21 protein-coding genes are annotated in these 23,700 nt (G+C 63.2%); 7 read left to right on the forward strand and 14 right to left on the reverse strand.

Annotation, left to right across the window (positions count from 1 at the left end; all coding sequences use genetic code 11):
• Positions 1–214: 214 nt before the first annotated feature.
• Entirely contained in the window at positions 215–1,447 is a 1,233-nt protein-coding gene (locus tag I41_RS15660) for a LamG-like jellyroll fold domain-containing protein (RefSeq protein WP_145433863.1), read from the reverse strand.
• Between the two features lie 314 nt (positions 1,448–1,761).
• Positions 1,762–2,409 carry a YdcF family protein gene (locus tag I41_RS15665; protein WP_145433864.1) on the reverse strand — a complete coding sequence of 216 codons (648 nt, stop codon included), beginning with the start codon at positions 2,407–2,409 and terminating at the stop codon, positions 1,762–1,764.
• A gap of 319 nt (positions 2,410–2,728) precedes the next feature.
• Between I41_RS15665 and I41_RS15670 the strand changes: the two genes are divergently transcribed.
• The 3 genes from I41_RS15670 (at position 2,729) to I41_RS15680 (ending at position 5,778) form a co-directional block, all read left to right on the forward strand.
• Positions 2,729–3,751, forward strand: a complete 1,023-nt coding sequence (locus I41_RS15670; protein ID WP_145433865.1) for a DUF1559 domain-containing protein — start codon at positions 2,729–2,731, stop codon at positions 3,749–3,751.
• 70 nt (positions 3,752–3,821) lie between these two features.
• Positions 3,822–4,031 (forward strand): hypothetical protein, encoded by a 210-nt coding sequence (locus I41_RS15675; protein ID WP_145433866.1) that lies wholly within the window; start codon positions 3,822–3,824, stop codon positions 4,029–4,031.
• Between the two features lie 196 nt (positions 4,032–4,227).
• Positions 4,228–5,778 (forward strand): serine hydrolase, encoded by a 1,551-nt coding sequence (locus tag I41_RS15680; RefSeq protein ID WP_168206936.1) that lies wholly within the window; start codon positions 4,228–4,230, stop codon positions 5,776–5,778.
• Between the two features lie 84 nt (positions 5,779–5,862).
• On the opposite strand, the gene I41_RS15685 is transcribed toward I41_RS15680, so the two are convergent.
• Complete coding sequence (locus I41_RS15685) at positions 5,863–7,659, reverse strand: hypothetical protein (protein WP_145433868.1); 1,797 nt, start codon at positions 7,657–7,659, stop codon at positions 5,863–5,865.
• Between the two features lie 425 nt (positions 7,660–8,084).
• On the opposite strand from I41_RS15685, the gene I41_RS15690 reads away from it, so the two are divergent.
• Positions 8,085–8,735: a lamin tail domain-containing protein gene (locus I41_RS15690; RefSeq protein WP_145433869.1), complete on the forward strand. Its 651-nt coding sequence runs from the start codon at positions 8,085–8,087 to the stop codon at positions 8,733–8,735.
• A 173-nt stretch (positions 8,736–8,908) separates the two neighbouring features.
• Positions 8,909–9,667, forward strand: a complete 759-nt coding sequence (locus I41_RS15695) for a PEP-CTERM sorting domain-containing protein (protein ID WP_145433870.1) — start codon at positions 8,909–8,911, stop codon at positions 9,665–9,667.
• Between the two features lie 15 nt (positions 9,668–9,682).
• Here I41_RS15695 and I41_RS15700 read toward each other — a convergent pair whose 3' ends face one another.
• Both I41_RS15700 and I41_RS15705 read right to left on the reverse strand, forming a co-directional pair.
• On the reverse strand, positions 9,683–10,183 hold the full coding sequence (locus I41_RS15700) for a hypothetical protein (RefSeq protein WP_145433871.1): 501 nt from the start codon (positions 10,181–10,183) through the stop codon (positions 9,683–9,685).
• The gene (locus tag I41_RS15705) at positions 10,167–11,213 is read right to left on the reverse strand and encodes a DUF1559 domain-containing protein (RefSeq protein ID WP_145433872.1); all 1,047 of its coding nucleotides are present in this window, start codon (positions 11,211–11,213) and stop codon (positions 10,167–10,169) included. The genes I41_RS15700 and I41_RS15705 overlap by 17 nt, the downstream gene beginning before the upstream one ends.
• Positions 11,214–11,381: 168 nt before the next feature.
• Here I41_RS15705 and I41_RS15710 point away from each other — a divergent pair, with 168 nt between their 5' ends.
• On the forward strand, positions 11,382–12,770 hold the full coding sequence (locus I41_RS15710) for a hypothetical protein (protein ID WP_145433873.1): 1,389 nt from the start codon (positions 11,382–11,384) through the stop codon (positions 12,768–12,770).
• Here I41_RS15710 and I41_RS15715 read toward each other — a convergent pair.
• From I41_RS15715 to I41_RS15755, 9 genes are all read right to left on the reverse strand, one after another.
• Positions 12,736–13,410 carry an ABC transporter ATP-binding protein gene (locus I41_RS15715; RefSeq protein ID WP_145433874.1) on the reverse strand — a complete coding sequence of 225 codons (675 nt, stop codon included), beginning with the start codon at positions 13,408–13,410 and terminating at the stop codon, positions 12,736–12,738. The two genes, I41_RS15710 and I41_RS15715, sit on opposite strands and share 35 nt — an antisense overlap.
• A gap of 112 nt (positions 13,411–13,522) precedes the next feature.
• Positions 13,523–13,942: an acyl-CoA thioesterase gene (locus tag I41_RS15720; protein WP_145433875.1), complete on the reverse strand. Its 420-nt coding sequence runs from the start codon at positions 13,940–13,942 to the stop codon at positions 13,523–13,525.
• A 107-nt stretch (positions 13,943–14,049) separates the two neighbouring features.
• Positions 14,050–14,301, reverse strand: coding sequence for a 30S ribosomal protein S18 (rpsR, locus tag I41_RS15725; RefSeq protein ID WP_246133683.1), 252 nt, complete (start codon positions 14,299–14,301; stop codon positions 14,050–14,052).
• 176 nt (positions 14,302–14,477) lie between these two features.
• Entirely contained in the window at positions 14,478–15,254 is a 777-nt protein-coding gene (locus tag I41_RS15730) for a response regulator transcription factor (protein ID WP_168206937.1), read from the reverse strand.
• A gap of 288 nt (positions 15,255–15,542) precedes the next feature.
• Entirely contained in the window at positions 15,543–16,178 is a 636-nt protein-coding gene (locus tag I41_RS15735) for a response regulator transcription factor (RefSeq protein WP_145433877.1), read from the reverse strand.
• Positions 16,178–18,181: a PAS domain S-box protein gene (locus I41_RS15740; protein ID WP_145433878.1), complete on the reverse strand. Its 2,004-nt coding sequence runs from the start codon at positions 18,179–18,181 to the stop codon at positions 16,178–16,180. The genes I41_RS15735 and I41_RS15740 overlap by 1 nt, the downstream gene beginning before the upstream one ends.
• 171 nt (positions 18,182–18,352) lie before the next feature.
• Positions 18,353–19,651, reverse strand: coding sequence for a glycosyltransferase family 4 protein (locus tag I41_RS15745; protein ID WP_145433879.1), 1,299 nt, complete (start codon positions 19,649–19,651; stop codon positions 18,353–18,355).
• Positions 19,652–19,809: 158 nt separating this feature from the next.
• Positions 19,810–21,144 carry an NAD(P)/FAD-dependent oxidoreductase gene (locus I41_RS15750; RefSeq protein WP_145433880.1) on the reverse strand — a complete coding sequence of 445 codons (1,335 nt, stop codon included), beginning with the start codon at positions 21,142–21,144 and terminating at the stop codon, positions 19,810–19,812.
• A complete protein-coding gene (locus I41_RS15755) occupies positions 21,141–21,767 on the reverse strand; it encodes a hypothetical protein (protein ID WP_145433881.1) in 627 nt (208 codons plus the stop codon). Before I41_RS15755 ends, I41_RS15750 begins: the two co-directional genes overlap by 4 nt.
• 695 nt (positions 21,768–22,462) lie before the next feature.
• Between I41_RS15755 and I41_RS15760 the strand changes: the two genes are divergently transcribed.
• Positions 22,463–23,518 (forward strand): hypothetical protein, encoded by a 1,056-nt coding sequence (locus I41_RS15760; RefSeq protein WP_145433882.1) that lies wholly within the window; start codon positions 22,463–22,465, stop codon positions 23,516–23,518.
• The last annotated feature ends 182 nt before the right edge of the window (positions 23,519–23,700 follow it).

A 23,700-nucleotide genomic window follows, 5' to 3' on the forward strand; every position in this document is an offset into this window, starting at 1 on the left:
CAGCGCATATCGTAGCGGGCTTCCCATGCGGCAAGCTTAGCTCGCGGGATGGATGGGAAGTGGGGGAGGGAGGTGGTCGGCGGCCGTTATTGGCCGAGGGGGAATTTCTGTCGGCGGACGGTCAAAGCGGAGCGCCGTGTAAATCCATAAAAAAAGCAGCCCGCCGGATGACTCCGGCGGGCCGCTGCCCCAACAACCAAGTTTTGGGTTTCGACTAGCGGCGGCGGCGAGCGGCCAGGGCCGTCAGCGCGACTAGCGAAAGGGCGAGCGCGGCGGGCTCGGGCACGGCGGCTCCGGCCGGGACGGCCGAAGCGCCGAAGTTGGCCTTCCACGTGGCGAGGTCAGCCGGGCTCAAGGGGCTGGGCGACCCGCCCTGCTGCCACTTGAGGAAGTCGGCGCCGTCGACGTTGCCATCGGCGTTGAAGTCGCCGGCGGGGCCTTGACCCGTGGCGGCGTTCCAAAGCCCGATCGCTTCCTGTGCGGTCAGCTGACGACCGATCCAGAGGGCGGTTTCGTCGATCCAGCCGCCCCACGTGTGATGATGCGGCGCCGTCGTGCGGGTGCCGATGCGGGCGTCGAACGGAGCGGTAATGCCCCAGCTGTCGGTGCTGTCCTTGTAGCGGTCGGTGGTGATGAGCTCGCCGTCGACCACGAGGATCGTGTTGAAGATGTCGTCGCCGTTGCGCGAGACGACGATGTGATGCCAGCTGCCGTCCTTCACGGCCAACCCGACGCCTGGATCGTTGCCATCGCGGTGGACGATCTGGTAGTTGGACTTGAGGGGGTCGCTAAAGTTGTTGTCGATGCTGACGATCAGGTTGGCGCCGCCGATGTCGATCTGGAAGTGACCGAGATCGTCGACGTCGGAGGTGTCGAGGGCGCTGGTGCCTGGGGAATCCTGGCCATTGAAGTTATTCGTGAACAAGCGATCGCCGCCGCCGTTGCCGGGGCCGAAGACCGTTTCGACCCGGCCCGGTTGCGTCATGTCGGCGTTGGGGAACTTGAACCAAGTGGCCAAGGTCATCGTGGTGCTGGCGAAGCGATTAGCACCGAGCGGGGCGCCGAGGTTCACGGCCAGCGAATCGTTGTTGAAAATCGCACGATTCGTGGGGCTGAAGCCGGGGAGCGGAATGGTCGTCAAGATATCGGTCACGGGGTCGTACTTGTAGACGTTGTCGGGGCCGGGAACGCCGACCTGGCCGACGCCCTCGCCCAATTGGACTTCCGGATCGGAAGCCGGGACGCCGTCGCCCTCGTGGGTGCCATTGACGGGGAAAGCGCCAATGTCGGTGACCGTACCGACGACGGTTTCGTCGAGGCGGTAGTAGTGGGTGGGGTTGAGGGCCTGGACGGCGTTAGAATACGCATCGCCGAGGGTGATTTGGGGGGTGGCGGCGAGAAGCCCGACGCCGGCGACGAAGAATGCGGCTACTTTCCTGCAAGACATAGAGGTGCTCCCTAATGATGACGCGACGACGCGAACGGTTAGACCCTCGCCGACGGCGGGCGGCGCAGAGTCGAAAAGTGAAGCGGACGACCGCTCCGAGATTCGCTGACTAATCGCTCCCTTGTAATGGCGAGCGCCGGGAGTGTCAAACAAGCGGGACGCGATGCGTACTTTACGTTGCGCATTTGACCATGCGCGGTGCGCGGCGCTGCCAAAATGGGCAGGCGTTGGGGTAGAACCTGCGTGAATGGAAGACGGCGATTTGGCCGAAGAGTTGGGCGATAGCTTGGTTGCACGGCGCGCATGAGCGCTGTTTACGCAGACTCGACCTCGGGGCAAAGGTGACGCGTGAAACCGGCCTCTTTGAGCAGCCGCCAGGACTCGAGCAGTTCGCGGGGCAACTGGTGCGGCGCTTGGTACCCGAGTGCCGGATATTGGAGAATTCGATCAACGTCGCCGACCATCTCGTCGATGACGCCGAGGACGCCGACGACTTGGGAAACGTCGTCGGGGAAGCGGAGCGAAGGGGCGTCGACTAGCGCCGTCACGTCGGGCCATTGCACGGGGAGCGTCAGCTGAACGCGTAGAATCGAGTTGGGCTTCGTGACGAAGGTGACGCGCTGCAGCTGCGGCGCGAGCCGGCGGACGAAAGCGATGTTCTCGCCGAAGTTGGTGGCGGCTTCTTCAAGCATGATGGCCTCGCGGGGGATGCCGTTGGCGAGGGCCCGTTCGCGAAAGACGTGGGCTTCGGGGACGTTCCACAGATGCCTGGTCCAATTGCCGGCGTTGCCCGAGAGGATCAGCAGGGGGGCGACGCCGCGATGGACCAGGTCGCACGCGTGATCGCAGACGCGGAGGTCGTACGAGCAGCAGACGGCCACGGCGTCGCTCGGGGCGTGGGCGCGAGGCGCCGATAAGTAATCCCAGAGCTGCTGGGCGGCGATGATGGTTGGAGAGCGCATCGGCGAGCCCGTGGCGAACGACTTGGACGGCGCTCGCAGACGGCTTGGCAGCGAGGCTCGTATTTGGCGAAGGTTGCCGCTACACTATGGTCATCAGTTGGCGCGGCGGACAGGGCGCCGCGACTCAGGCAGAGCAGAGAAGAGCCAGGACGACGCTGATCGAGAGGTCGGCGGGGTTGATCGAGTAGTCGGCGGGGGCGCGTCGTCGAACGGTTGACGGCGACGATGTTTGCAGATGGCGTCGGCCAGGACGCCGCAGCGGCAGTCTCGTTCGCGAGAACGGAGACGGCCGTACATCCTTTCAGCCTGAGGAACTTCGATGTCTTGCGCCATCGGCCGCGGGAAGCGCGGCTTCACTCTCGTCGAACTGCTGGTCGTCATCGCCATCATTGGCGTCTTGGTTGCGCTGTTGCTGCCGGCAGTCCAGGCGGCGCGCGAGGCGTCGCGGCGATCGAGCTGCCAGAATAAGCTCAAGCAGTTTGGGCTGGCGACGCTGAACTATGAGTCGGCGAAGAAGGAGTTTCCGGCGGGCTCGCTCGGCATCATTGGCGTGGGGCCAGGCGCCGACACGCCTTACTGGTCGCCGCAAGCGCAAATGCTGCCGTACTTCGAGCAAGGCGTCATTTCTGCGCGGTTGAACTTTAACGTAACGCCCTGGAGCGACGCGAACATGGCCGTCGCCGCCACGCAGCCGGACATCTTCATCTGCCCGAGCGACTCGGTGAACGACCAATCGCGCCGCGAACTGATGGGGTGGAGCAACTATCACGGCAATGCAGGGAGTTGGGTGAAGCTGACAAGAACGTGGGACGGCGTCTTTGGCCCGTACGCGCCAAAGTTCCCGACGGTAACGAGTCCTTTCTACGCACAGCTGCCGCCGGTATCCATGGGCCAAATCGTCGACGGCACGAGCAACACGGCGGCGTTCGCCGAGATGGCCAACGGTTACGGCAGCGACACGCAGGCGCCGAAAAGCAAAACGGCCGACTGCTTTGATCGCACAATTCCGGCGACTTCGGCGACGGCTGCGTGGAACGCCATCAATGGATTCAGCTGGGAGACTTCGCCCATCGCCGCCGGTTCTTGGCGGTGGCGCGGATATCCTTGGAGCGAAGGGACGGTATGGCGTTTGTGGTACAACCATTTGCAGCCGCCGAATGCGGTCTGCTGGCGACCTTGCACTGATTGTTGGTGGGACCTAATCACGCCCGCAACGAGTTACCACACGGGCGTGACGAACGTGCTGATGTGCGACGGCAGCGTGCAAGCGATCGCGGACGGCATGGACGTCGAGCCGTGGCTGCAAGTCGGCACGCGCGACGGCTCGCCGCGCATCCAATAGCGGACGATTTCGCTTCAAATTGTTTGCCGATGCAATCTCTCCGTCTGAATTCATTTCTAGTGAGATACTTATGAAGGTCGACCGCATTCAACTGCGTCGATGTGGCTTGCCCGTCCTATCTGCGGCCGGGCTGTTCGTGGTTGCCTTGGGGCTAACGACGGGGTGTGGAGAGAAAGCCGTCGAGAAGGCGCCCGAGAACTTCGAAGAGGCGCGCGAAAAGCATTTTGAAATGATGAGACAAGAATCGGGACAAGGCGGGCCGGCGGCGGGGCAAAAGTAGCGTCGCTCCGCCGGCAAGGGTCGACGGGCCCTCCCGTTTCTGGCGCGGGATTTCGTCTCGCTCAGCGTCGTTCTCGGCGGCGTTTCATGGCGTAGACTTTCTTCATTCAGTCGCGCTCGACCGACTGGGTTCCAATGTTCGTCCGCGGCGCCTTGCGATGCACAGTCGACTCCGTTTTTGGTTGGTGAGTCTCTCTATGTTGGGTACGTCCATCGTCCTCGGCCAGCCCGCTGCGCTGGCCGAGCGCGGAAATCCGCGCGTTGAGTTCAACGGGCAAACCATCGACGCGATGGTGGCCGACTTCATGGAGGAGCAGCGGATCCCGGGGATGACGCTGGCGATCGTGCAGGCGCCGTACATTCCGCGCGTGGTCGGCTACGGCGTCTCGAACGTCGAGAAGGGATTGCTCGCCTCGCCGAATACGCTGTGGAACGTCGGGCAGATGACCCAGGCGTACACGGCGGTCGCGATCATGCAGCTCGTCGAGGCCGGAAAGCTGGGAATCGACGACCCGATCGGCACGCATGTCGCTGGTCTGCCTAGCGAGTGGCAAGCGATCACCGTGCGGCAGTTGATGGCGCACGCCTCGGGGTTGCCGGACTACTCGCAACAAGCCGGCTTTGACGCGTCGCGAGCGTACGCGCCGGCGGCGGTCATGGCACTCATCGCGGAGGCGCCGCTCGCGTTTCGGCCGGGAACGGCGGTCGCGAATAGCGCGACCGACTTCTATTTGCTGGGGCTCGCCGTCGAGGCGGCGAGCGGGATGAGCTACGAAGCGTTCGTCACCGAAAATCAGATCAAGCGATTGGGACTGAAGAACACGATGTTCGCGTCCGATCTGCCGCAGGTCAAGCAGGAGGCGGTCGAGGCGAATGGGTTCAAGCACAAAGAATTCTTGCGCGAGCGGGATTACATCGATCCGACGGAAATGGCGACGGGCTACGCCGTGCAGTCAGGAAGACTGACGCCAGCGAAACAAAATGCTCAAAGCGCGTTCTTCGCGAACGGCGCGGTGCTCGCATCGGCGGAGGATATTAGCCTGTGGGACATGGGATTGGCGGGCGAGTTGCTGGTGAGCAAGAAGGAAAACCGCGATTTTCTCTACGCTCCGGTGAAATTGGCGGACGGCGCGACGGCGCCGGCGCATTGCGGGTGGCGATTCCCCGGCCATCGGGGTCTCATGGACATCCAGGGAAATGTGCCGGGATTCTCGTGCTATTTGTCGCGATTCACCGATAAATCGGAGCTGCTGTGCGTGACGCTCTGCGCGAACAAGGAGGGGGTCGACCTCTCGGGTCTGGCACGGCGGATCGCGGGGGCGTTTATTCGGACGCTGGGGCCGCCGGTAGGACCGCAGGCGATGGCTTGCCGAGAGAGTTGCTATTCCGTGGCGGAGACTGTTGATCGGTTGGAAGCGTTGGTGAAATCCAAAGGGATCGACGTCGCAGCGCGGGTCGATCACGCGGCAGCAGCGAAGAAAAAAGGCCTCGAATTGCCGCCGACGGAAGTGCTCATCTTCGGCAACCCGGCTGTGGGGACGCAACTGATGCAGAGTCGCCGGAGCGTGGCGCTTGATTTGCCGCTGCGAGTCGTCGTGTGGGAGGAAGCCGACGGGACCGTGTGGACGGGCTACCATGACGTGGCGGGGCTGGCCGCGCAGCATGGGATTGGCGATCGCGACGAGGTCGTGGCGGCGATGCAGGCGGGGCTCGAAGCGCTGCTGCGGCAGGCGACGGCGCCTTATTAAGCAACTCGCTCAGCGCGCAAAAAAGCGTCGCTACCGACCATGCCGGCAGCGACGCTTGACGTGCGAATCGAGCAAGCCTCTGGACTAGCGAGCCACCCGGCGGCGACACGCGGCAATGGCGCCGACGGCCACTGCGCCCAGCACGGCGGTGCTCGGCTCAGGAATCGCAGCGGCGGCCGACACTGCGGCGGTCGCGCCGAAGTTGGCCTTCCAGGTGGCAAGCGACGCTGCGTCGTAGCCGGGCGTGCCGAAGTTGCGTTGCCACTTCAAGAAGTCGGCGCCGTCGACGTCGAGGTCGTTGTCGAAGTCGCCGGGCAGGGCGACGGACCCAAGCACCTTGAGCACCACCGACGTGGCGCCGACGGTTACGTCCCACGATAGGCCCGAGGCGAGCGGCGCGAGCGTGAAGTCCGTCGCCGCAAAACTCGTCCCGCCAATCGAATTGGCGGTGAGCAGGGTGTAGGTTTCGCCGCCGTGGGGAGCGTAGCCGCTGAGTTCCACGGCTAGGTTGCCAAACTCGATCTTGGCTTCGCCGCCGACTTGAATCGTCGAGTGCGTGCCGCCGGTGATGACGGCCGTCAGGGTCGACTGGCCGGGATTCTGGAACTGATTGACCGGGTCGTAGGACATGAACAGGTCGCCCTTGATTTGGGCGCCGACGTTCGGCCCGACGACGCGCAAATTCGACGTCGCATCGCCGGAGCCGTTGGAGACGGTCATGTAGAGGTTCTGCTGGAGGACGAAGGAGGCGTGATCGCGGAGGTCGATCTTCGAGGCGCCGCCGGAGCCAATAACTGCCCCGCGATTGTTGCCGCCCGAAAGCGCGAGGCCCTGGAGCGTCAAGCCGGAGCCGTCGTCGACCGCCGAGTCGATCGACACCTTGCCGTTTCCGGTAACAAATAGGTTGAACTGCGAGCCGTTGTTCTCGGCGACGTTGTTCGCTCGTTGCGGCCCGAAAGGATCGCCGGTTAGCGTCGCGACTCCTAGATTCGGAGCGGCGAAGTTGAACGTGTCAAAGATGTGGAATTCGCCGTTGTCTTGCACGGTGAGGTTGGAGACCCCGCCGCGCTGCTGCAGGGAGCGTACGTAGATCTTGCCAGAATCTTTCACGAGAACGTCGGCGGTCGAGTCGGCGCCGGTCGAGAGCGTGAAGTAGCCCTCGTCCGTGAAACCTTGGGCTGAATTCCCTGCGCCGGCGCTGTTGCCGCTAACCACCAGGGCCGAGCCGGCCACGGTCATCTTGCCTTTGCTGGGATTCGACTCGCTGATGCTGATGCCGCTGCCGGTGCTGATTTGCGCGTTGCCGTCGATCAGCACTTCACCGTTGCCGTTGGTCTCAGCGCCAACTTTGAGGTCGTCGCTGATGCGGAGGATGGCGCTGTCGTGGAGTTCCAAGAGGCCGAGCTTGCCGGCAGCGCCGGTCTGAGCGCCGATCTCCAGGTCCTGATTGCCGCCCGGGCTGCCAAGGCCGCCGCCGCCGCCATCCAGCGGCTCGTCGTACAGCATCACAGCCGTTCCGCGCATCACGAATTTGGAATCGAGCGAGCTCTTGTCGCCAATATGGCTGCGATCGAAGTCGGCGTGAACCGCCAGCGTACCGGCGCTGAAGTCGACGTTGCCGCCCGTGGCTCCCGTCGTGCCGAGGTGAAAGCTCCCAAGCTCGCGCGTCCCGGCGAAATTGATCGAGGCGGTAACCGCGGGATTGAGGATGAGCACATTGTCTGCGGCGGTGGGAATGGCGTTGGTGCTCCAGTTCCCAGCGTTGTAAAAGTCGTTGTTCACCGCCGCGGTCCACGTCGTATCGACCGCGCTGGCAAGCGGGGCGATTCCCAAAGTGCTCAAGGCGAAGAGAGCGCCCGACAGGCGTCTGGCAAGCTTCATGGTTTTGACTCCAAAGTAGAAAATCTGCCGCGACGTGCCGGCGTCGGGCGGTGCCTGGGTCAGACTGGTTCAGATTCGTTGCGCGAAAAGCGCGAAAAGCGCGAAAAGAACGAGGACGAGTAGCAATCAGTCAGGCGTCTTCATACCACGCCAAGCGGCCGGAGTCTAACTGCAACGCGAACTTTTGGGCGTGTTTCGCGTCTACGGGGCCCATTTTCTCGAGGCCAACCCAGCTCTCTGCGGAAGCGCCGCTGCTCCTTAGACGAGCCTTTTGCCTCGGTTCGACACTCCCCCAGCGAACGCCCAGGGGCTTCATTAGCGGACCGTAAAGTCTTCACGACCTCTTCATGTGACGGCGATAGCCTGATCCCACACTGGCGTTTTGTGTTTCAGATCAGGACTAATTTTAATGCTGGAGAATGCTCATGTTGCGGTATGTGTGCGTGTGGGCGGCGGTAGTCGCCGTCGGGCTTGCGGGGCAGGCCAACGGAGCGATTCGCATCACCGAGTGGATGTACAGCGGCGCGTCCGCTGAATTCGTCGAACTAACGAACGTCGGCGGCAGCTCGATCGACTTGACGGGGTGGAGCTACGACGACGACAGCGCCACGGCTGGCGTGTTCAGCTTGAGCGGCTTCGGCGTCGTGGCGCCTGGCGAATCGGTGGTTTTCACCGAGACGAGCCCCGCCGGGTTTCGGGCGGAATGGAGCCTGCCGGCAAGCGTGAAAGTTCTGGGGCCCTATACGAACAACTTGGGGCGGGCCGACCAGATTAATATCTTCGACGCCGCGAACGTCCTTGCCGATCGCCTCACCTATGGCGATCAAGCGATTCCTGGGACGATTCGGACGCAAAATCAAAGCGGCAATCCGAAGACGTTGGCGGCGCTTGGGGCGAACAACGTCGCCCTTTGGGAACTTTCGACGGTCGGTGACGTTCACGGGTCGTTCGCGTCGGCGAATTTTGACGTCGGCAATCCGGGCGCCTTCAGCGTCGTCCCCGAGCCGGCGACCCTGGCTTTGGCGGCGCTCGCAGGACTGGCGGTCGTTTGCCGTGGCCGGAAGGCGACGAAGTAGTTGATCCTCAACAGCAATTGGTCGTTTGAATCGGGGGCCAATCGGCGGACTAGGCCGTTTGACAGGCCGCCATGCGGCGCTGCCGCATGGCGGCCTTTTTTTCCCGCTCCAGGCGAACGATCGCTGCGGACGGGGCAACTAATTTCTCCGCCCCCTTCCCAGAGAGGCTCATGATGTTTCGCCGTTCTGGTCAATGGACCGCGATTTGGGGTGCAATGGCATGCCTCGCCGCTTGCGGAAGTGCGCGGGCGGCGCATAGCTTTCGGTTCCAAAGCAATCTGCATGGGGCGACTGTTACGGGGCAATCTTCGGCGTTAGTCGCCGCAGGCGCCTACGGCATGTCGCTGACGGCAGGTCCGGCGGGCGCTGCGCTGAACGAAACCCATCCGCAAGGGATGGGGATCGACTCCCGCGGAGTCGCCGGAGCGCTCGACGCGACGAGTACGGCCGGCGTCGACAAGATCAACGTGCTCGAAGGGCCTGCCGGCGGGGCGAGCGAGACAATCACATTCTCCTTTGACCGGAGCGGAGTGATTCGCGACCTGCTCTTCGACGGAATCAAGGACGAAACGCTGGAGTACTTTCAGCTAACGCTTCCCAACGGCGAGTTGCTGACGTTCGTTGACGCGGAAGCCGAGTTTCGTCTGACGCAACAGGGGTTCAGCCTGGCCGATTTGAGTTTGCCCAACATCACGCCGCTGGTCGACGGCAACGACGACCGAATGGGAATCAACCTCCCGTTCGCCGCCGGGGACGCCTTCGTCCTCTCTTACGGCAACCATCCGTTTCCGACCGGATACGTACCTCGGCAGAATGAGTTAGGAAATGGCGCCCGTTGGGAGGGTCTTGTCATCGTGCCGGAACCGAGCGGGCTGGGGCTCACGCTGTGCGGAGTAGGTGCGCTCCTGGGGATGCGCCGGAAGCTACTATGAAGTGAAGCTATCGCGTCAGTCATCCTGTTCGGCGTAGTGAACGATCTCTTGCGTGGTGAAAGCAAGCGTCACCTTGTTCTCCTGATTGGGAAGTACTGTGATGCGTTGCGAATAGGTAACGCGCGAGAAGGGGGGCAACGCACTCGCCGGCGACGCCGATGGGCGTTCGCCAAGCGAGGCGTCTTCAAGGCGAATGAGGGTTGCCCAATGATCGCCGACGACGGCGCCGTCGTCGGCGTCGTACGATGTCAGCGTAAACGTACCGTCGGGTTGCAGGCGGCCAAAGGCCGCGCGGCCGGCGTTGCGACTCTCGCCCTTGGCGACGGGGGCGAACATCACCTTGCCGGCGGCGAAGGGTTTGCCGTCGATGGTGACGACGCCGCGGACCGGAGCGAGGTCGTGGGGGGATTTCGAACAGCCGATGCACGCTCCCGGGATGAGCAGCGTGAGAAACCACCGCGGGAGAAAGGCGTTAAGCGGCGAGCGGCGAAGGGCGGCGTCAGTTGAGTTGGCCAATGACTTCTCCGTCGATGCGGTTGCCTAGCAGGAGAAACGTCCGAACTTCGAGTTCTTCGCTGAGAAATCGGACCGATCCGTCGACGAATCCGAAGTGAACGCCGGCAGGGTGCCAACTGAACGTGCAGTCGTCGGTGCCGCTGCCGCCGGGAAGGCGAAGGACGTCGTTCTCGGTGAGAGGATACCCGGCGCCGCCGATGTTGCAGTTCACGGGGTCTTGGGTCTTGAACAGCGTCGTGCCATCCTCGCGCCACGAGCCGAGCCACATGGGGAAGGCCTCGAAGCTGGGAACGTACGCCGCCTCGCCGACGGCAATCGTGTTGCTCGTGCCGTCGGTGACGTCGACGATGCGAATGCGCCGCAGGTCTGGATCTTTGACCGTAACGTCAATGACGCCGTCGCCGGTAATGTCTTGGTAGCACGTCCCTGACTTCAGCCCTTCCTGCACGCGCCAGAACATGCCGAGATCGCAATAGCCGCGCGAGCCCTTGTAATGTGAGACGGCGTAGCCGGACGTGGCGAACGGCCCGGCGCCCAAGATCGGGTCGGCGTCGGGAACGTGGGTTGGCAGGTCGGCCGAAGGGCAGCGGAACATGGCGAGTTCAGCGTCTCCTCCGGGAAGCGGGCGACGTCCGGCCGCATGCGCGGCTCGGAAAATGCCCGGCTTCCAGGGGTTGCCGTCGTAGCCTGCAATGCCATTGTTCTTGAGATTGTTGAAGATGGCCTGCGCTTCGAGTTGCGGAAGGATGCGCGAGGCCCAGCCGAGGCCGTCTTCGTGTTTGCGTTCTTTATCGTTTTCGGCGCCGTAGACGCCGATGGGGAACTGATCGTGCGCGTCGTGGTATGACAGCAGGCCCAGAGTTAGCTGTTTGATATTGGCACCGCACGACATTCTTCGCGCCGCCTCGCGAGCGGATTGCACGGCTGGCAGGAGCAGCGCGACCAACACGCCGATAATGGCGATCACGACGAGTAACTCGACAAGCGTGAAGGCGGACGCTGGCCGCTGCGTGCGAGAGAGGAGCTTCATCCTTTTTCCTGTGAGTGGGAAAGACTCGCGTCACCCAATTTTGATTGTTTCGCAAGAGCCCGCCGCGCTCAGCGAAGCGCACTTCATCAACATAAAGAGGGCACGCGCGTGAGTGAATAACCAGCGACAACAATTAGCAATTGGTTCACGTTTTCTTCACAAATCTGTGTGACAACAGCGGAACGCGACTGCACGCCGGGCGGGATTGGAAGCTGCGCGCATCGCGCCGGTCACGGCGCCGCGGCGTCGACGCTGAGTTACGAACGCAAGTCAACGGCGAGGAGCCACAACGTGAAGATGGCGGCACGGAGTTGGGCGTGGATCATCGCGATGGCGGTCGCGGCGATATGCGTGAATGCGACCGAAGCGCACGCACAGATGTTCATCAACGAGCTCTTCTTCGATCCGCCGGGCTCGGCCGCCGACGCCACGCACGAGTACGTCGAGCTCCGCGGGACGCCGGGAGCGTCGCTCGCCAACCACTACCTCATTTTCGTGGAGAACGAAGACAATCTCTCTCACACTGGCGGGGCCGGGCTGATTGAGTTGATCTTTGACCTCGGTTCGCAGTCGCTCGGGAGCAACGGCTTCCTGACGTTGCGTCAGAAGGCCAACCAATTCAGCGTCTATGGCAACTACGCCGTCGATCCGGCGGCTACTGACTTGCAAAATACGGGGACTGGCGTCGGCTACGGCTCGGGCGCCGGGAGTTCCATCGGCGCGTCAAACGTCGGCAGTGGCGGCGCCCCCGACGGACGGATCGAGAACAGCGGCTTCACGGCAATGCTCATCCGCAACGGCGGCGACCCGGTCGCCAATGCTCCGACGCTGGGATTCGATCTCGACGTCGGCAATAACGGGCTCGACGTAGCGACGGGACGAACGGACTGGACGATTCTGGATTCGATCGGCATATTCTCGGAGCGATTCGAGGCTTGGGATCCCGACTTTAACGTGCCGCTGGGCCGACTCTACGGCGCAGTCAATTTCGGGCCGGAAACCGCGGAAAGTACGCCGGGGTTCGTCCCCAACATTGAACCCGGGACAACGTACCTAGGAACTGACTTTGAAATCGAAATCGCCGCGCGCTGGGGCAACTCCACCGGACAAGCCCCCGATGACTGGCACATTTCGAACGTCACCGACAATTCGCTTTCGGGTTTCACGCCGGGCGGCAGCGACTTCCGGCAATCGGTCGGCGATCCTCATCCAACCGGTCCCTTGGAATCGACCAAGAACGTGCCGTACGGCACGGTGTTGACCAACACGCTCGGCTCGGCCAACTATCCGCTCAACGTGGCGCCGCCGCTGGCGGGGGATTTCGACCAGGACGGGCACGTCGATGACGACGATCTCAACAACGAGTGGAAGCCGCGGTTCGGAGTCGATTTGGACGGCGCCGACTTTCTTGACTGGCAGGCGAACTACGGTTCTACATCAACCGACGCCGTTGCCGCGAATGGGGCCGTACCGGAACCGGCCGCGGCCTCGCTGCTGGCGCTGGCCATCGCGGGCATTGCGATCAACCAGCGACGAGACAACCGTCGTCGAGGATGAAGCGCCGTCCCATCCGTGCCGCGAGCGTTTCGCTGTGGGTAACGGCGATGAGGATCGCGTTTTGTTCTTGCTGCAATTCCAGCAGCAGGTTGATGATGGCTTCGGCCGTGGTCCGGTCGAGGTTGCCGGTCGGCTCGTCGGCGAGCAACAGAGTAGGCTGGCGCAGGAGTGCGCGGGCGATGGCGGCACGTTGGCGCTCGCCGCCGGAGAGTTGCGCAGGTCGGTGATGCAGCCGCTGGGCGAGGCCGACACGCTGCAATAGCTGCTCGGCCCGCGTCACGTCGGCCGGCCCCGCGGCGCCGTCAGCGAGCATCGGCGCCAGCACGTTTTCCAATACCGAGCATTGCGGCAGCAGATGGTGATCTTGGAAGATGAAACCAATGTGGCGGCTGCGGAAGGCGGCGAGCTCTGGCTCGCTCAACTGGAACGGCGACCGGCCGCTGAGCTGGAAGTCGCCGGCGGAGGGAAACTCGAGCGTGCCGAGAATTGACAGGAGCGTACTCTTGCCGGAACCGCTGGGACCGACGATGGCGGCCGATTCGCCGCGTTCTAGTGAAAGGCTCGCGTCGCGCAGGATAGTGAGTTCGCCCTCGGCGACGGGATAAGTCTTGGCGAGAGATGCGGCGTGGAGCGTGGGCATGGGGGCCATTGTAACGAATGGCGATCCGAACCGGAGGTCAAGCCTGTTGCGTCGCAGGCGATTGCCCGCACGATCCGGACAGGATCGCCGGACGATTTACATCGCGTAAACGTTACATGGCGTAGACGCGGAGGCCCTCGGCAATGTTATCCGGAATTGGCCGCGAGACGGGGGGCTGCCCGTGCGCGACGCGGCAGCAGACGCACGTCATTTTGCCAATCGCCAATAGGACGCCTGCGCGCGTGAACCGGAACTCGTAGCTGATGCTCTTGGCGCCGATGCGGGTGACCGAGATGGCGATATCCAGAATCTCTTCGCAGCGCGCCGGCGACGAGTAATCGCAGGCCGCAGCGACGCGCGGGAAGCTGATGAGTTCGCCGTCGACTTCTTCGTGTAGACTGAGGCCGAGCGACCGGTAGAGCTCATGCTCGGCCGACTCCATGTAGATGAAGAACGACGCGAAGTGCATGATGCCGGCCATGTCGGTGTCGTGAAACTCGACGAGGCGCGACGTTTGGAACGGCTCGGGCATGGGGGAACGGGAAAAAGGTTCCGAGTATGCCGGCGCATGGCATCACAGGCGCTGACAGCGTGGGAAATCCCTTCCCTTCATCTCCCTTCGCCGGGAGAATTCGTAGCTCAGCCGCCGACGTAAGGCATCAGGCCCATGAAGCGGGCCCGCTTGATCGCCTTCGCCACGGCATGCTGGCTCGAGGCATGGCAACCGGTCTTGCGGCGGCTCACGATACGGCCGTGACGATTGGTCAGCTTGCTGAGCAAATCGAGGTCCTTGTAGTCGATGAACATCGGCCGAGGACGAATGCCGTCAACGCAGACGGGGTCTTTCTTGACAACGCGGCGGGTCGAAGTCGGTTTGCGCTCAGGAATCATGTCGGAATGTTTAACGGTGTACGATGGTCGCGGCCAAACGCTCGGCCAGCGGAGCCCTGTATTGTAGCGAGGGCAGGGCGGGACGCAAGATGCTTTGAGTGCTGGGGTTGCGTGTTTTTTCGGGCCCAAGATCTTCACCCGCGGTCGGTTCGACGGGCCCTTGGCACGCGGCGGCGCTAAGCTACCCGTTCGAAGGGAAGGTGGAGCCAGGCTTCCTGGGCGGGGGAAGTGGCTGGGAGACGGTACTCGTATTCGACGACCATGCGAGTCAGTTCCGCGACCGAATCGGCCTGCATCACGTCGAAAATGCGGCGGCGACGATTTTCGATCGTCCGAAGGCTGACGTCCAGTCGCTTGGCCATCGTGCGGTTCTTGGAACCTTCCATGATCAGCTTGAGGACTTCGCGGTCCTGCGGCGAGAGTCGCTTAAAGCGGTCTTGCAATTCCTGGTGACGGCGGTTGCGGCCGACCTCGGCCATGCTGCGGGAGACGGCTTCCTGAACGAAGCCCCAGAGTTCGTCGTCCCGAAATGGCTTGTCGAGGACCGCGACGGCGCCGCGGCGCAGTGCGCGGACGGTCGTCGCCGTCTCGGCGTACGCGGTGACGATGATTACCGGCAACGTCGTGGAGCGCTCGTTGAGACGTTGGAGGACCTCCAGGCCGTCGATGCCGCTCATACGCAGATCGGTGATCACGCAGCCGACTTGATCGGCGCTGAGATCAGGGAGCGCGTCGAGGAAGTCGGCGGGATTTTGGTAAGTCCGGACCTCGTAATTGAACGTTCGGATTAGCTCAGAGACGGCTCGCCCGGATTGGGCGTCATCGTCGATTACAAAAACAACAGGTTCAGGCATGTTTTGAGCGGACTGGGCGGGGCTCCGCGATTCGAGGAGCTGCGCCAACTGAGCGCCGTCGCGACGTGACCGACGGCTGGTAAGGGGCGGGACCGACATGACGTAGCCCTGAAGTGGGTGGGGACCGCGTGCACGCGGCGAGGCGAGGGCGCCGCGCCGACAATGCAATACTACAAGCATGCTCAAGATGGAGTATTCGCGTAAACCGCCGAACGGCTGCGGGTCGCCGCAGCGCACTGCTGAGAGCGTCCTGCCCAAATCGCAGGGCTAGCGAATGAATCGTCGCTGCCCGCAACCTTTATTGAAAATTGTCGGACCGGCACGAATGAGCGGCGTAACTGTTACTTGCTCGCTCCGCCCGCGAAGCTTAAAAATTCTGAGGGCTGTCTAGCTCGGCAGCGGCGGCTTCGATTCGCCTTCGATGGCGACCACCATCCGCACCAGTTCGGCCAACGAGTCGGCGCCCATCTTCTGAAAAATGTTCTGGCGATGGAGTTCGACAGTGCGCAGGCTCACGTCAAGGCGTTTGGCGATAATCTTATTCGCTTCGCCGGCCGCCACATGCGCGAGGACGTCACGCTCCTTGGCCGTGAGCGTCGCATAGCGGCCGCGGATTTCGCCAATGCCGCTCTGCAATGCGTGGCGCTGGCGATCCGCAGCTAGACCGTCGCGGACGGCCTCCCAAAGCTCGTCATCGCGACAGGGCTTTTCCAGTAATGTGAGGGCGCCGTTGCGCATCGCCCGCACGGTTCCGGGAGTCGTGGCAAAGCCCGTCAGGACGACGACGGAAATATCGACGCCGCGGCGGATGAGCTCCTCTTGCAGCTCCAGGCCGCTCATGCCGATCATGCGGACGTCGGTCACCAAGCAGGCGGGGCGCCGGCCGTCGTAGTGGGCGAGAAAATCCTCGGCCGAGTTAAAGCCGAGCGTCGTCACGCCCATGGCCTCGATGAGGGCCGTCACGGCCTTGCGGGCCTGGGCGTCGTCGTCGACGACATATACGGTGGAATGATCGTCGCGCACTAGTTTCCTCCCGTCGCTGGCAAGATTAAGGCAAACGTCATGCCGGGACTAGCATTCCGCTCGGCGCGGAGGTGGCCGCCGTGGGCCTCGGCGATGCTTTTGCACAACACGAGCCCCATCCCCATTCCTTCCTCTTTGGTCGTGTAAAACGCGTCGAAAAGTCGATGCATGTCGTCGTCGGCAACGCCGACGCCTGCATCGGTCACGGTCAGGCAGACGCCGTTTCGCGCGACCTCCGTGCGGAGCACGAGGATGCGGTCGACCAGGGCGGTCTGTTCCATGGCTTCACAACCGTTCATCAGTAGGTTGACGACGAGTTGCTCCAGCTGAATCCGATCGCCCAGGACGACGGGCAACTCGTCGGCGAGTTCGAGCTTTAACTTAGTCGAGCTGTGGCGAATCTCGTATCCGGCCAGTTCGGCTGCTTCGCGCACGACGTCGTTGAGCGATAGCGCTTCGAGTTCGAAGGGCTGCGCCTTGGTGAACTCGCGGAGCCGACGAATGATCTGCACGGTGCGGGTGATGGCCTCGGAAATCTCGCCGGTGCATTCGATCGCTTTTGCCAGTTTCTCGTCCCCGCCCGCCTGCAGATGTCGCCGGGCCGCCTCGGCGAACGTCTTGGCGGCGTGGAGGGGCTGATTGATTTCATGGGCGATGCCGGCGACCATTTCGCCCATCGTCGCCAACCGCGACAGGTGGGCGAGGTGGACTTCCTTCTGGCGCAGCATGTCGGCGGCGGCCTTCAGCGCGGTGACGTCGCGGCCGACGGACTGGTAGTGATCGAGTTCCCCGTGTTCATCGAATGTTGCGCGGGTGTTCCACTGCACCCACGGATAACTCCCATCGCGGCGGCGGACGCGAATCTCGTACGTGGCCGAAGGTCGCTGGGGAGAGATCGAGGCCAGGGCTTCCTGGAACGCCGTTTGGTCATCGACATGAATCGTCGGCACAAAGCTCGTCCCGATGAGATCGGCGGGCGTGACATTGTGGAAGCGGGCGAACGCCTCGTTGACGAAGTCGCGCGTACCGTCGGGCTTCCACCGGACCACGAAGTCGTTGAGCGTCTCGACCACGTCGCGATACCTCGCCTCGCTGGCGCGCAGGTCCTCGTACATGCGCTGCAATTCGTCCGTTCGCAACGCGACGCGGCGCTCCAAATCTTCCTTCAGATCGCGAATCTGTCGCTCGGCCGCGACCGCTTCGGTGACGTCCTTGCAGATTCCTTCGACCGAGGCGAGCTTGCCGTCGGCGGCAAAGACCGGCCGCTCATTGATTTCCAATTGCCGAACCGCGCCGTCACGGTGGCGAACCTCGATGACCATACTCTGCGATAGTTTGCCGCTTTGCGACGCGCGGGCGAATTCGTCGACGACCTGTCGGCCATGCGAGGGATCGGCGTACGCATCGCGGGCGTAGGTCCCGATCATTTCCTCAGGTTCGAATCCCAGGACCTTCTTCACCGAGGGGCTGACGTAGGTGATCATGCCTCGGGCGTCGCGCGAGTATATGATGTATTCGGTCCGCAACCCTTCGACGAGCCGTCGATACTTACGCTCGCTTTGCCGGAGCGACAGCAGGGTCTCCACTCTTCTGGTCGCATCGTAGATCATGAACTCCCGACCGATGAGTCCATTCTCGCCCACGATTTCGCGTTCGCGCGTCCATAGGAACGCCATGCTGCCGTTCGCGCGGCGGCCGACGGTCCGTTTCATGTTGGGAGGATCGCTCGCCGCGAAGCGATCGGAGACCTCGAGATACCTCGTGCGAATCGGATGGTCGAGATCGAACGTCTCGCGGTAATCGCGACCGATGAGATCCTCGGGCCGATATCCCATGATGTCGCGCACCGACGCCGAGACGAAGTCGATCTTGTTGTTGAGATCGACGCGCACGAACACATGCTCCGCGTGCAACAGCTCGTTCCACCCCGTAAAGTCGAATGGCCGCGACGGCGTCACCGCGGTGACGGGGCCTGCAGCAGCTGCCGACTCATGCGGAGTCATGGGGACACGTTCGGATAATTAGCGAGGCTTCTACGCCGCCGGGAAGCTGCGTCACCGGGATGGCTATTCATTCTGGCGTGTTCGACGACGGTCGCAACCTTATTTCGGCAAATGTCGTCGTCCTGGAGTAACAATCATCCTGGAAAAGGATTTCCGGCACGCGGACGGCGATCAATGTGGGACGGCGGCAAGCAGTCGATGGTAGAGCTCGATGGTCTGTTTTGCCATGGCGACGGAGTGATACCGATCGGCAACGGCGCGCTGGCCGCGGCGGCCAAGTTCGCGGGCGTGATCGGGGGCATTCAGCAGCACAGCAATCTGCTGCGCCAGGTGGTCAGCATCCAACGGTCGGTGGAGCAGGCCGCCGCCGGCGTCGGCGATCAGTTCGGGGAACGCCCCATGCTCGGGCAGCACCACCGGAGTCGCGTTGGCCCAGGCTTCGAGCACGGGCAACCCTTTGCTCTCGCGGTAAACGGTCGGCACGGCCATGACGTTGAGTGATTGCAGGAATTCGATTTTCGCAGCGCGGTCGAGCTCGCCATGATAGGTGAAACGGCCGGCGAGGGGGCCGCGCGCGACGCGGCGCTCAATGTCGGCCAGGTACTTGCGATCGCCGGCACCCAGATAGCCGGCGGCGTGGATCTCGAACGGCGGGGCATCTGCGCGGGAAAGCCTTTCGCCCGCTTCGACCAGCAGGTGCAGACCCTTGTCATGGCAAATGCGCGCGAGGAACCCGATCCGGCGCAGTGCGTCGGTCTGTCGCGCGTGCGGATCTCCGTGGCCGGCAAGGTCGAGGCCATGCGGGATGACGCTGATCTTCTCGCGGGGCGTCGCCATGTACTCGGCCATGAAGTCGGCATAGTAACCATTGAGGGCGACGAAGGCGTCAACGTCGGCGGCCCGTTCGCGGATGAGTTGTCGCGCCTGCTCGTAGTAGGGGGGCGTCAGCTTCTCGAGAAAGATGTCTTCGCCCGAGAGTGAGCAAACCAGCGGCGGCCCGCCCCGCTCGCGGATCAGTCGGGCGAGACCGAGCATCATCGAGTTGGAGAGGTGGACGACGTCGGGCTTCACGTCGTTAACCAGCCAATCGACGAGCTTCTCAAGCTCCTTCCGCTGATTGCCCTGCTCGCCCCGCAACATCGACACGGTCATGTCGCCAAGCTTGGCGGGGTCGACGCTCGCGGCGTTTCTGGTCGCCATACGGAGCAGGGCGGGGTGATCGAGCCAACCGTCGAGCCACCGCGGCGTATGGCGAAAGAGGGGGAACTTTTGCTGGAGGTAGGCGTTAATGCCGCCGTAGAAGACGCGGGGCTCGCTGACGTCGACTTCGTCGGTGCGGATCGGCGTGTAGATCGGCGCGAGGATGACGTCTTCGCCCAGCTTCAGCAGCGCAGCGGCGAGCGTGTTGTCGTGCAGACAACTCCCGCAATACATGCCGGCGGCCCCGGCGGCGAGGTAGGCAATACGCATGCGGGGCGCCAGTGTGAGCTCGAAGGCAAAATACGTTCAACACAGAGCGAAGAGAGGACACGGAGAAATGCGAACACTTGCAAACAACGCCTATCAGCTCGCTTCACTCGCCTTGGTGTGTTGACGTTTGTAATTCCTCTGTGTCGAAAAAATTTTTCCTACGCCAGCGCCGGCACGTCGGCGTCTTCGGGTTCGGCGTTGGGGTCTTCGGGGGGGAGCTCGTTCTTCATCCGCTCCATGAACGGGTCGAGATCCTTGAAAATCCCCCCGACTCGATCGTTAAAGACGCGGCCGACGAGCAGGTCGGTCAGTTCGCCGCGGTGGTGGGGGAACTCCTTCACGAACTTACCGACGCGGAAGCCGCCCGAATAGAACGCATGAACCAGCTTGCGAACCCAGTTGGTCTTTTCCTTGAAGCCCGGCAGCCACTTCCCGAGGCGCTCTTCTGAAGGATCGTTCGCCTGCAGCGCATCGATGATGCACTCCGACGCGAGCTCGCCGGACTTCAGAGCGAAAAAGACGCCGGACGAATAGACGGGGTCGATAAAGCCCCACGCGTCTCCGACCAGCACCCAGCCGTCGCCGGCCGAGCGGTCGGTAAGGTAGGAGAACTCCTTCGTCACGATCAGCTCGTCGACCTGCGTCGCCCCCTCCATGCGCCCCTTCACGGCGGGGCATTTGTCGACCTCTTGGAAGAAGATCTCCGAAGGCGTGCCGCGACCTTTGAGCATGTAGTCGTTGTCGCCCACGACGCCAATGCTCACCACGTCGTCGGCCTGGGGGATGTACCAGAACCAGCTCTTGCGCTGATTGGTGTGGAGGACGATGGTATAGACGCCACCATGTTCGGTGTCGCGCTTGGCCCCCTTGAAGTGGCCCCAGACCGCGGCCTTCTTCAGGTCGGGATTCACGCGACGGAGGCCGAGCTTGTTCGAAAGAATCGCCGATTGGCCGGTGGCATCAACGACGACTTTCGCGCGGACTTCACGCGTTTCGGTGGCGCCGTCGTCGCTATTGAATTGGAGCTTCACGCCAACGGCACGCTCGCCTTCAAACAGCACTTCGAGGACTCGAACGCCCTGCATGGCGTCGACGCCGTTCTCGGCGGCGGTGTCGAACATCATCTGATCGAACTCGGGCCGCGGAATATGCCAGGTCTCGCTCCACTCGTTCGGGTCATTCCAGCGGAAGAGGAACGGAGCCGACTCGCGGCCGGCGTGATTCACGAATTGGACGCCGACCTTCTTGGCGTAGCCGCTCTGCTTCAGCTTGTCGAGAATGCCCAGCTTCTCAAACGTGAAGTAAATGTCGGGCATGAGCGATTCGCCGACGTGCCGCCGCGGGAACCGCTCGCGCTCGACCAACAGCACGTTAAACCCAGCTTTGGCCACGAGGGTGGCGGTGGTTGAACCCGACGGACCGGCTCCCATGACTATGCAGTCGTAAGATTCTTGCAATTCCTTGGGCGATTTCTCAATCGTGCAGTGACTCATGCTCTAACGATCTCCAGGAGTTCGACGGCGGGGCGGCCCTCCACGACGATCCGGGCCGTGCGGCCGTACAGTCGTTCGCTGCCGGCGGTGGTTTGGGATTCAAGCTTGGCGAGGCTGATGGCGCTAATCGACGAGTCGTCAGACGCCGCGGCCCCGTGGCGAGCGGGTTGAGCCGACGGCGGCGCGATCTGATAGATCAGGCGCCGCGCGAGCTCGGGCCCGGGCTTGATGCGCCAGAGCCGATGTAATTCTACATGCCGCAAGACGTTGTGGCGAATGAGGATCCGGCCCAGCGGCGTGCCGCGGGATTCGATTTCTTCCCGCACGATCGGCGGCAGGCCGGCGAGGTCGATCCGCATGATGCCGAACTGGACAATTTTGCGGCTCTTGCGGCAGAGCAACAGGCTCGTGCGGCTGTAGTAATCGCCCTCGCGATGCTCGTCGAGCACCTGCACGTCGACCATCGAATTGTGAAACGCCTCGACGGTAACCGTCATGTGAGCGTCGTGGGCGAGGAGCGTCCGGTAGTCGGCGGGCATGTCGTCGACGGCCACCAGCCGAAACTCGCCGAGCTCGGCGAGCGTTGGGAAAAAGGGGGCGGTGATCGTCTCGAGTTGGGGCACGAGAGGATTGGCGAAGTGGGAGGGGGGAAGGCGGAGGGCCGAAACATAGCCCGGCCGTCCTGGCCGGCTGTTGCAGTGTTGTGAGTTCCCTGAAGCGAGATGAAACCCCGCAGCGAGGCGAATGGGGTCAGGGATCGGGGCGACTGGAGGCAATCCCACTCTTGCGGAACATTCGAGTCGCCCCAGACTCCCCACCCCGTTGATTGTCCCGGAGGGCGGGGGGTTCGGCAAGGCAGGCGATGCGGGCGCGGGAAGATGTCGGTAGTCAGTAAGTGTCAAGGAAATTTCGTTAACGTCAATGCGGGGTCGTCGTTGCGGCGTTTTCAACTCGTCGCGCGCCAGTTGTCAACGGCGAGTCGTCAGCGGTTGTTTGCTGAATGCAGCGGGCGGTGATCGCAGCGAAGTCGTCGACGGTAAAGGGGGCGATAGCAACTGCAACGGACCACTGACCAGGGACGGCTCTCTAGCCGCCCGCCAACTTTCTCTAAGTTGCCTGACCCCGGCTTTTCGGCGCGGTCGCAGTTATCGCGTTTGAAATGTCGATGCGGATTGTACGGATGGAGCGGTACGCCGTCGGGGCGAGGCGCGGACGCTAGCGGTCGGCTGAGGCTTCGCCCGTTCAACGGACTGGCAACGAACATCACCACTGGTCGATGGCGCCGAGTATGGCTCGAGTTGGACGACGACGACGCGTGTTGAACGATGAAGTACTCCACGGTTCGGGGGCGAGCGCGGCGGCGCAGGCGGCGGCGTTCGATCCCGATGCGCCGCGCTACGGCGAGCAGGCGAACATTGAAAATCATCCCCAGGTGACCGATTTTGTACCGCGGCGGAAGGTGGCGGTGTTCACGACGCTGCTGGCTGGCGTCGGCGCGGCCGCGGCGACGGCGGCGATTGCGCACTACTCCGAAACAATCGCCGCGGCCCTGCCGGGGGTGTCGGCCAGTGAGTTAAGCGCCGGCATGGCGGGCGGCGTGTCGGCTTGGACCACGGCAGTGGCCATGTTGATGATTGCGATGCTGGCGAAACTGACGTTTTCGCTGCGGCGCCATCGCGTGGATGATTACGCCGGGCGGTATCGCGTTTGGAAGTGGGTTGGCTGGGGCGCGCTGGCGATGAGCGTCAACGCCGTCGCGCCGATTCACGGACTGCTGGCGAAGGCAGCGATGACCGCGACCGGTTGGTCGCTGACGGCGGCCGGGGCCGAGTGGTGGCTCGCGCCGCTGGCGCTGGTCGGCGGCTGGATCTTTGTGCGGCTGCTGCTCGAGATTGGCGAATCGCGGCCAGCGATGGCCTTCACGCTGACGGCGGCAGCTTGCTACGTCGCCGCGGCGGTCGGCGTGCTTGGATTCTTGCCGGCGACGGCGGAACCGTGGGGCGGCATGGCTGCGAACGCCTTGCCGCTGGTGGGCGCCACGTTCGCGCTGACGGGGATGATGGTTTTTGCCCGCTATGTGGTGCTCGACGTGCAGGGGCTGATCGATCACGCCCCGCGGCCGGTCGTAGAGAAGCCGACCAAAGTCGCGAAGGTCGATGCGGCGGCCGAAGTGAAAGCAGCGTCGCCGGTCGCGATCACCGCCAAAGCAGCGCCCGCTCAGACGCCTGCCGGTAGTTCGACCGCGACGCGCGACGCCGAGGAAGCGCACGATCCGGAATGGTCGGACGACGCCGAGGAGGACGATGACTTCGGCAACCGGAAGCTATCGAAGGCCGACAAGAAACGGCTACGGCGACAGCATCGGGCGGCTTGAGGCGCGACGTTGTTGGGCCCGCGGCATGCTGAGCCATGCGGTCCCCTGAGGTTCAGCCTTCGCCGAGAATTTGGCCGATGGTTAGGGCTAGAACCGGCGCTCCGCTCGGGATACGTTTGTGCCAGGGTCGGGGCCACGGCTGCCTCTCGTCGAGCCGACGCTTCTTTTGGTAGGCTGGGGCC

It is taken from the genome of Lacipirellula limnantheis (assembly GCF_007746075.1).
GTDB classification, from domain to species: Bacteria; Planctomycetota; Planctomycetia; order Pirellulales; family Lacipirellulaceae; genus Lacipirellula; species Lacipirellula limnantheis.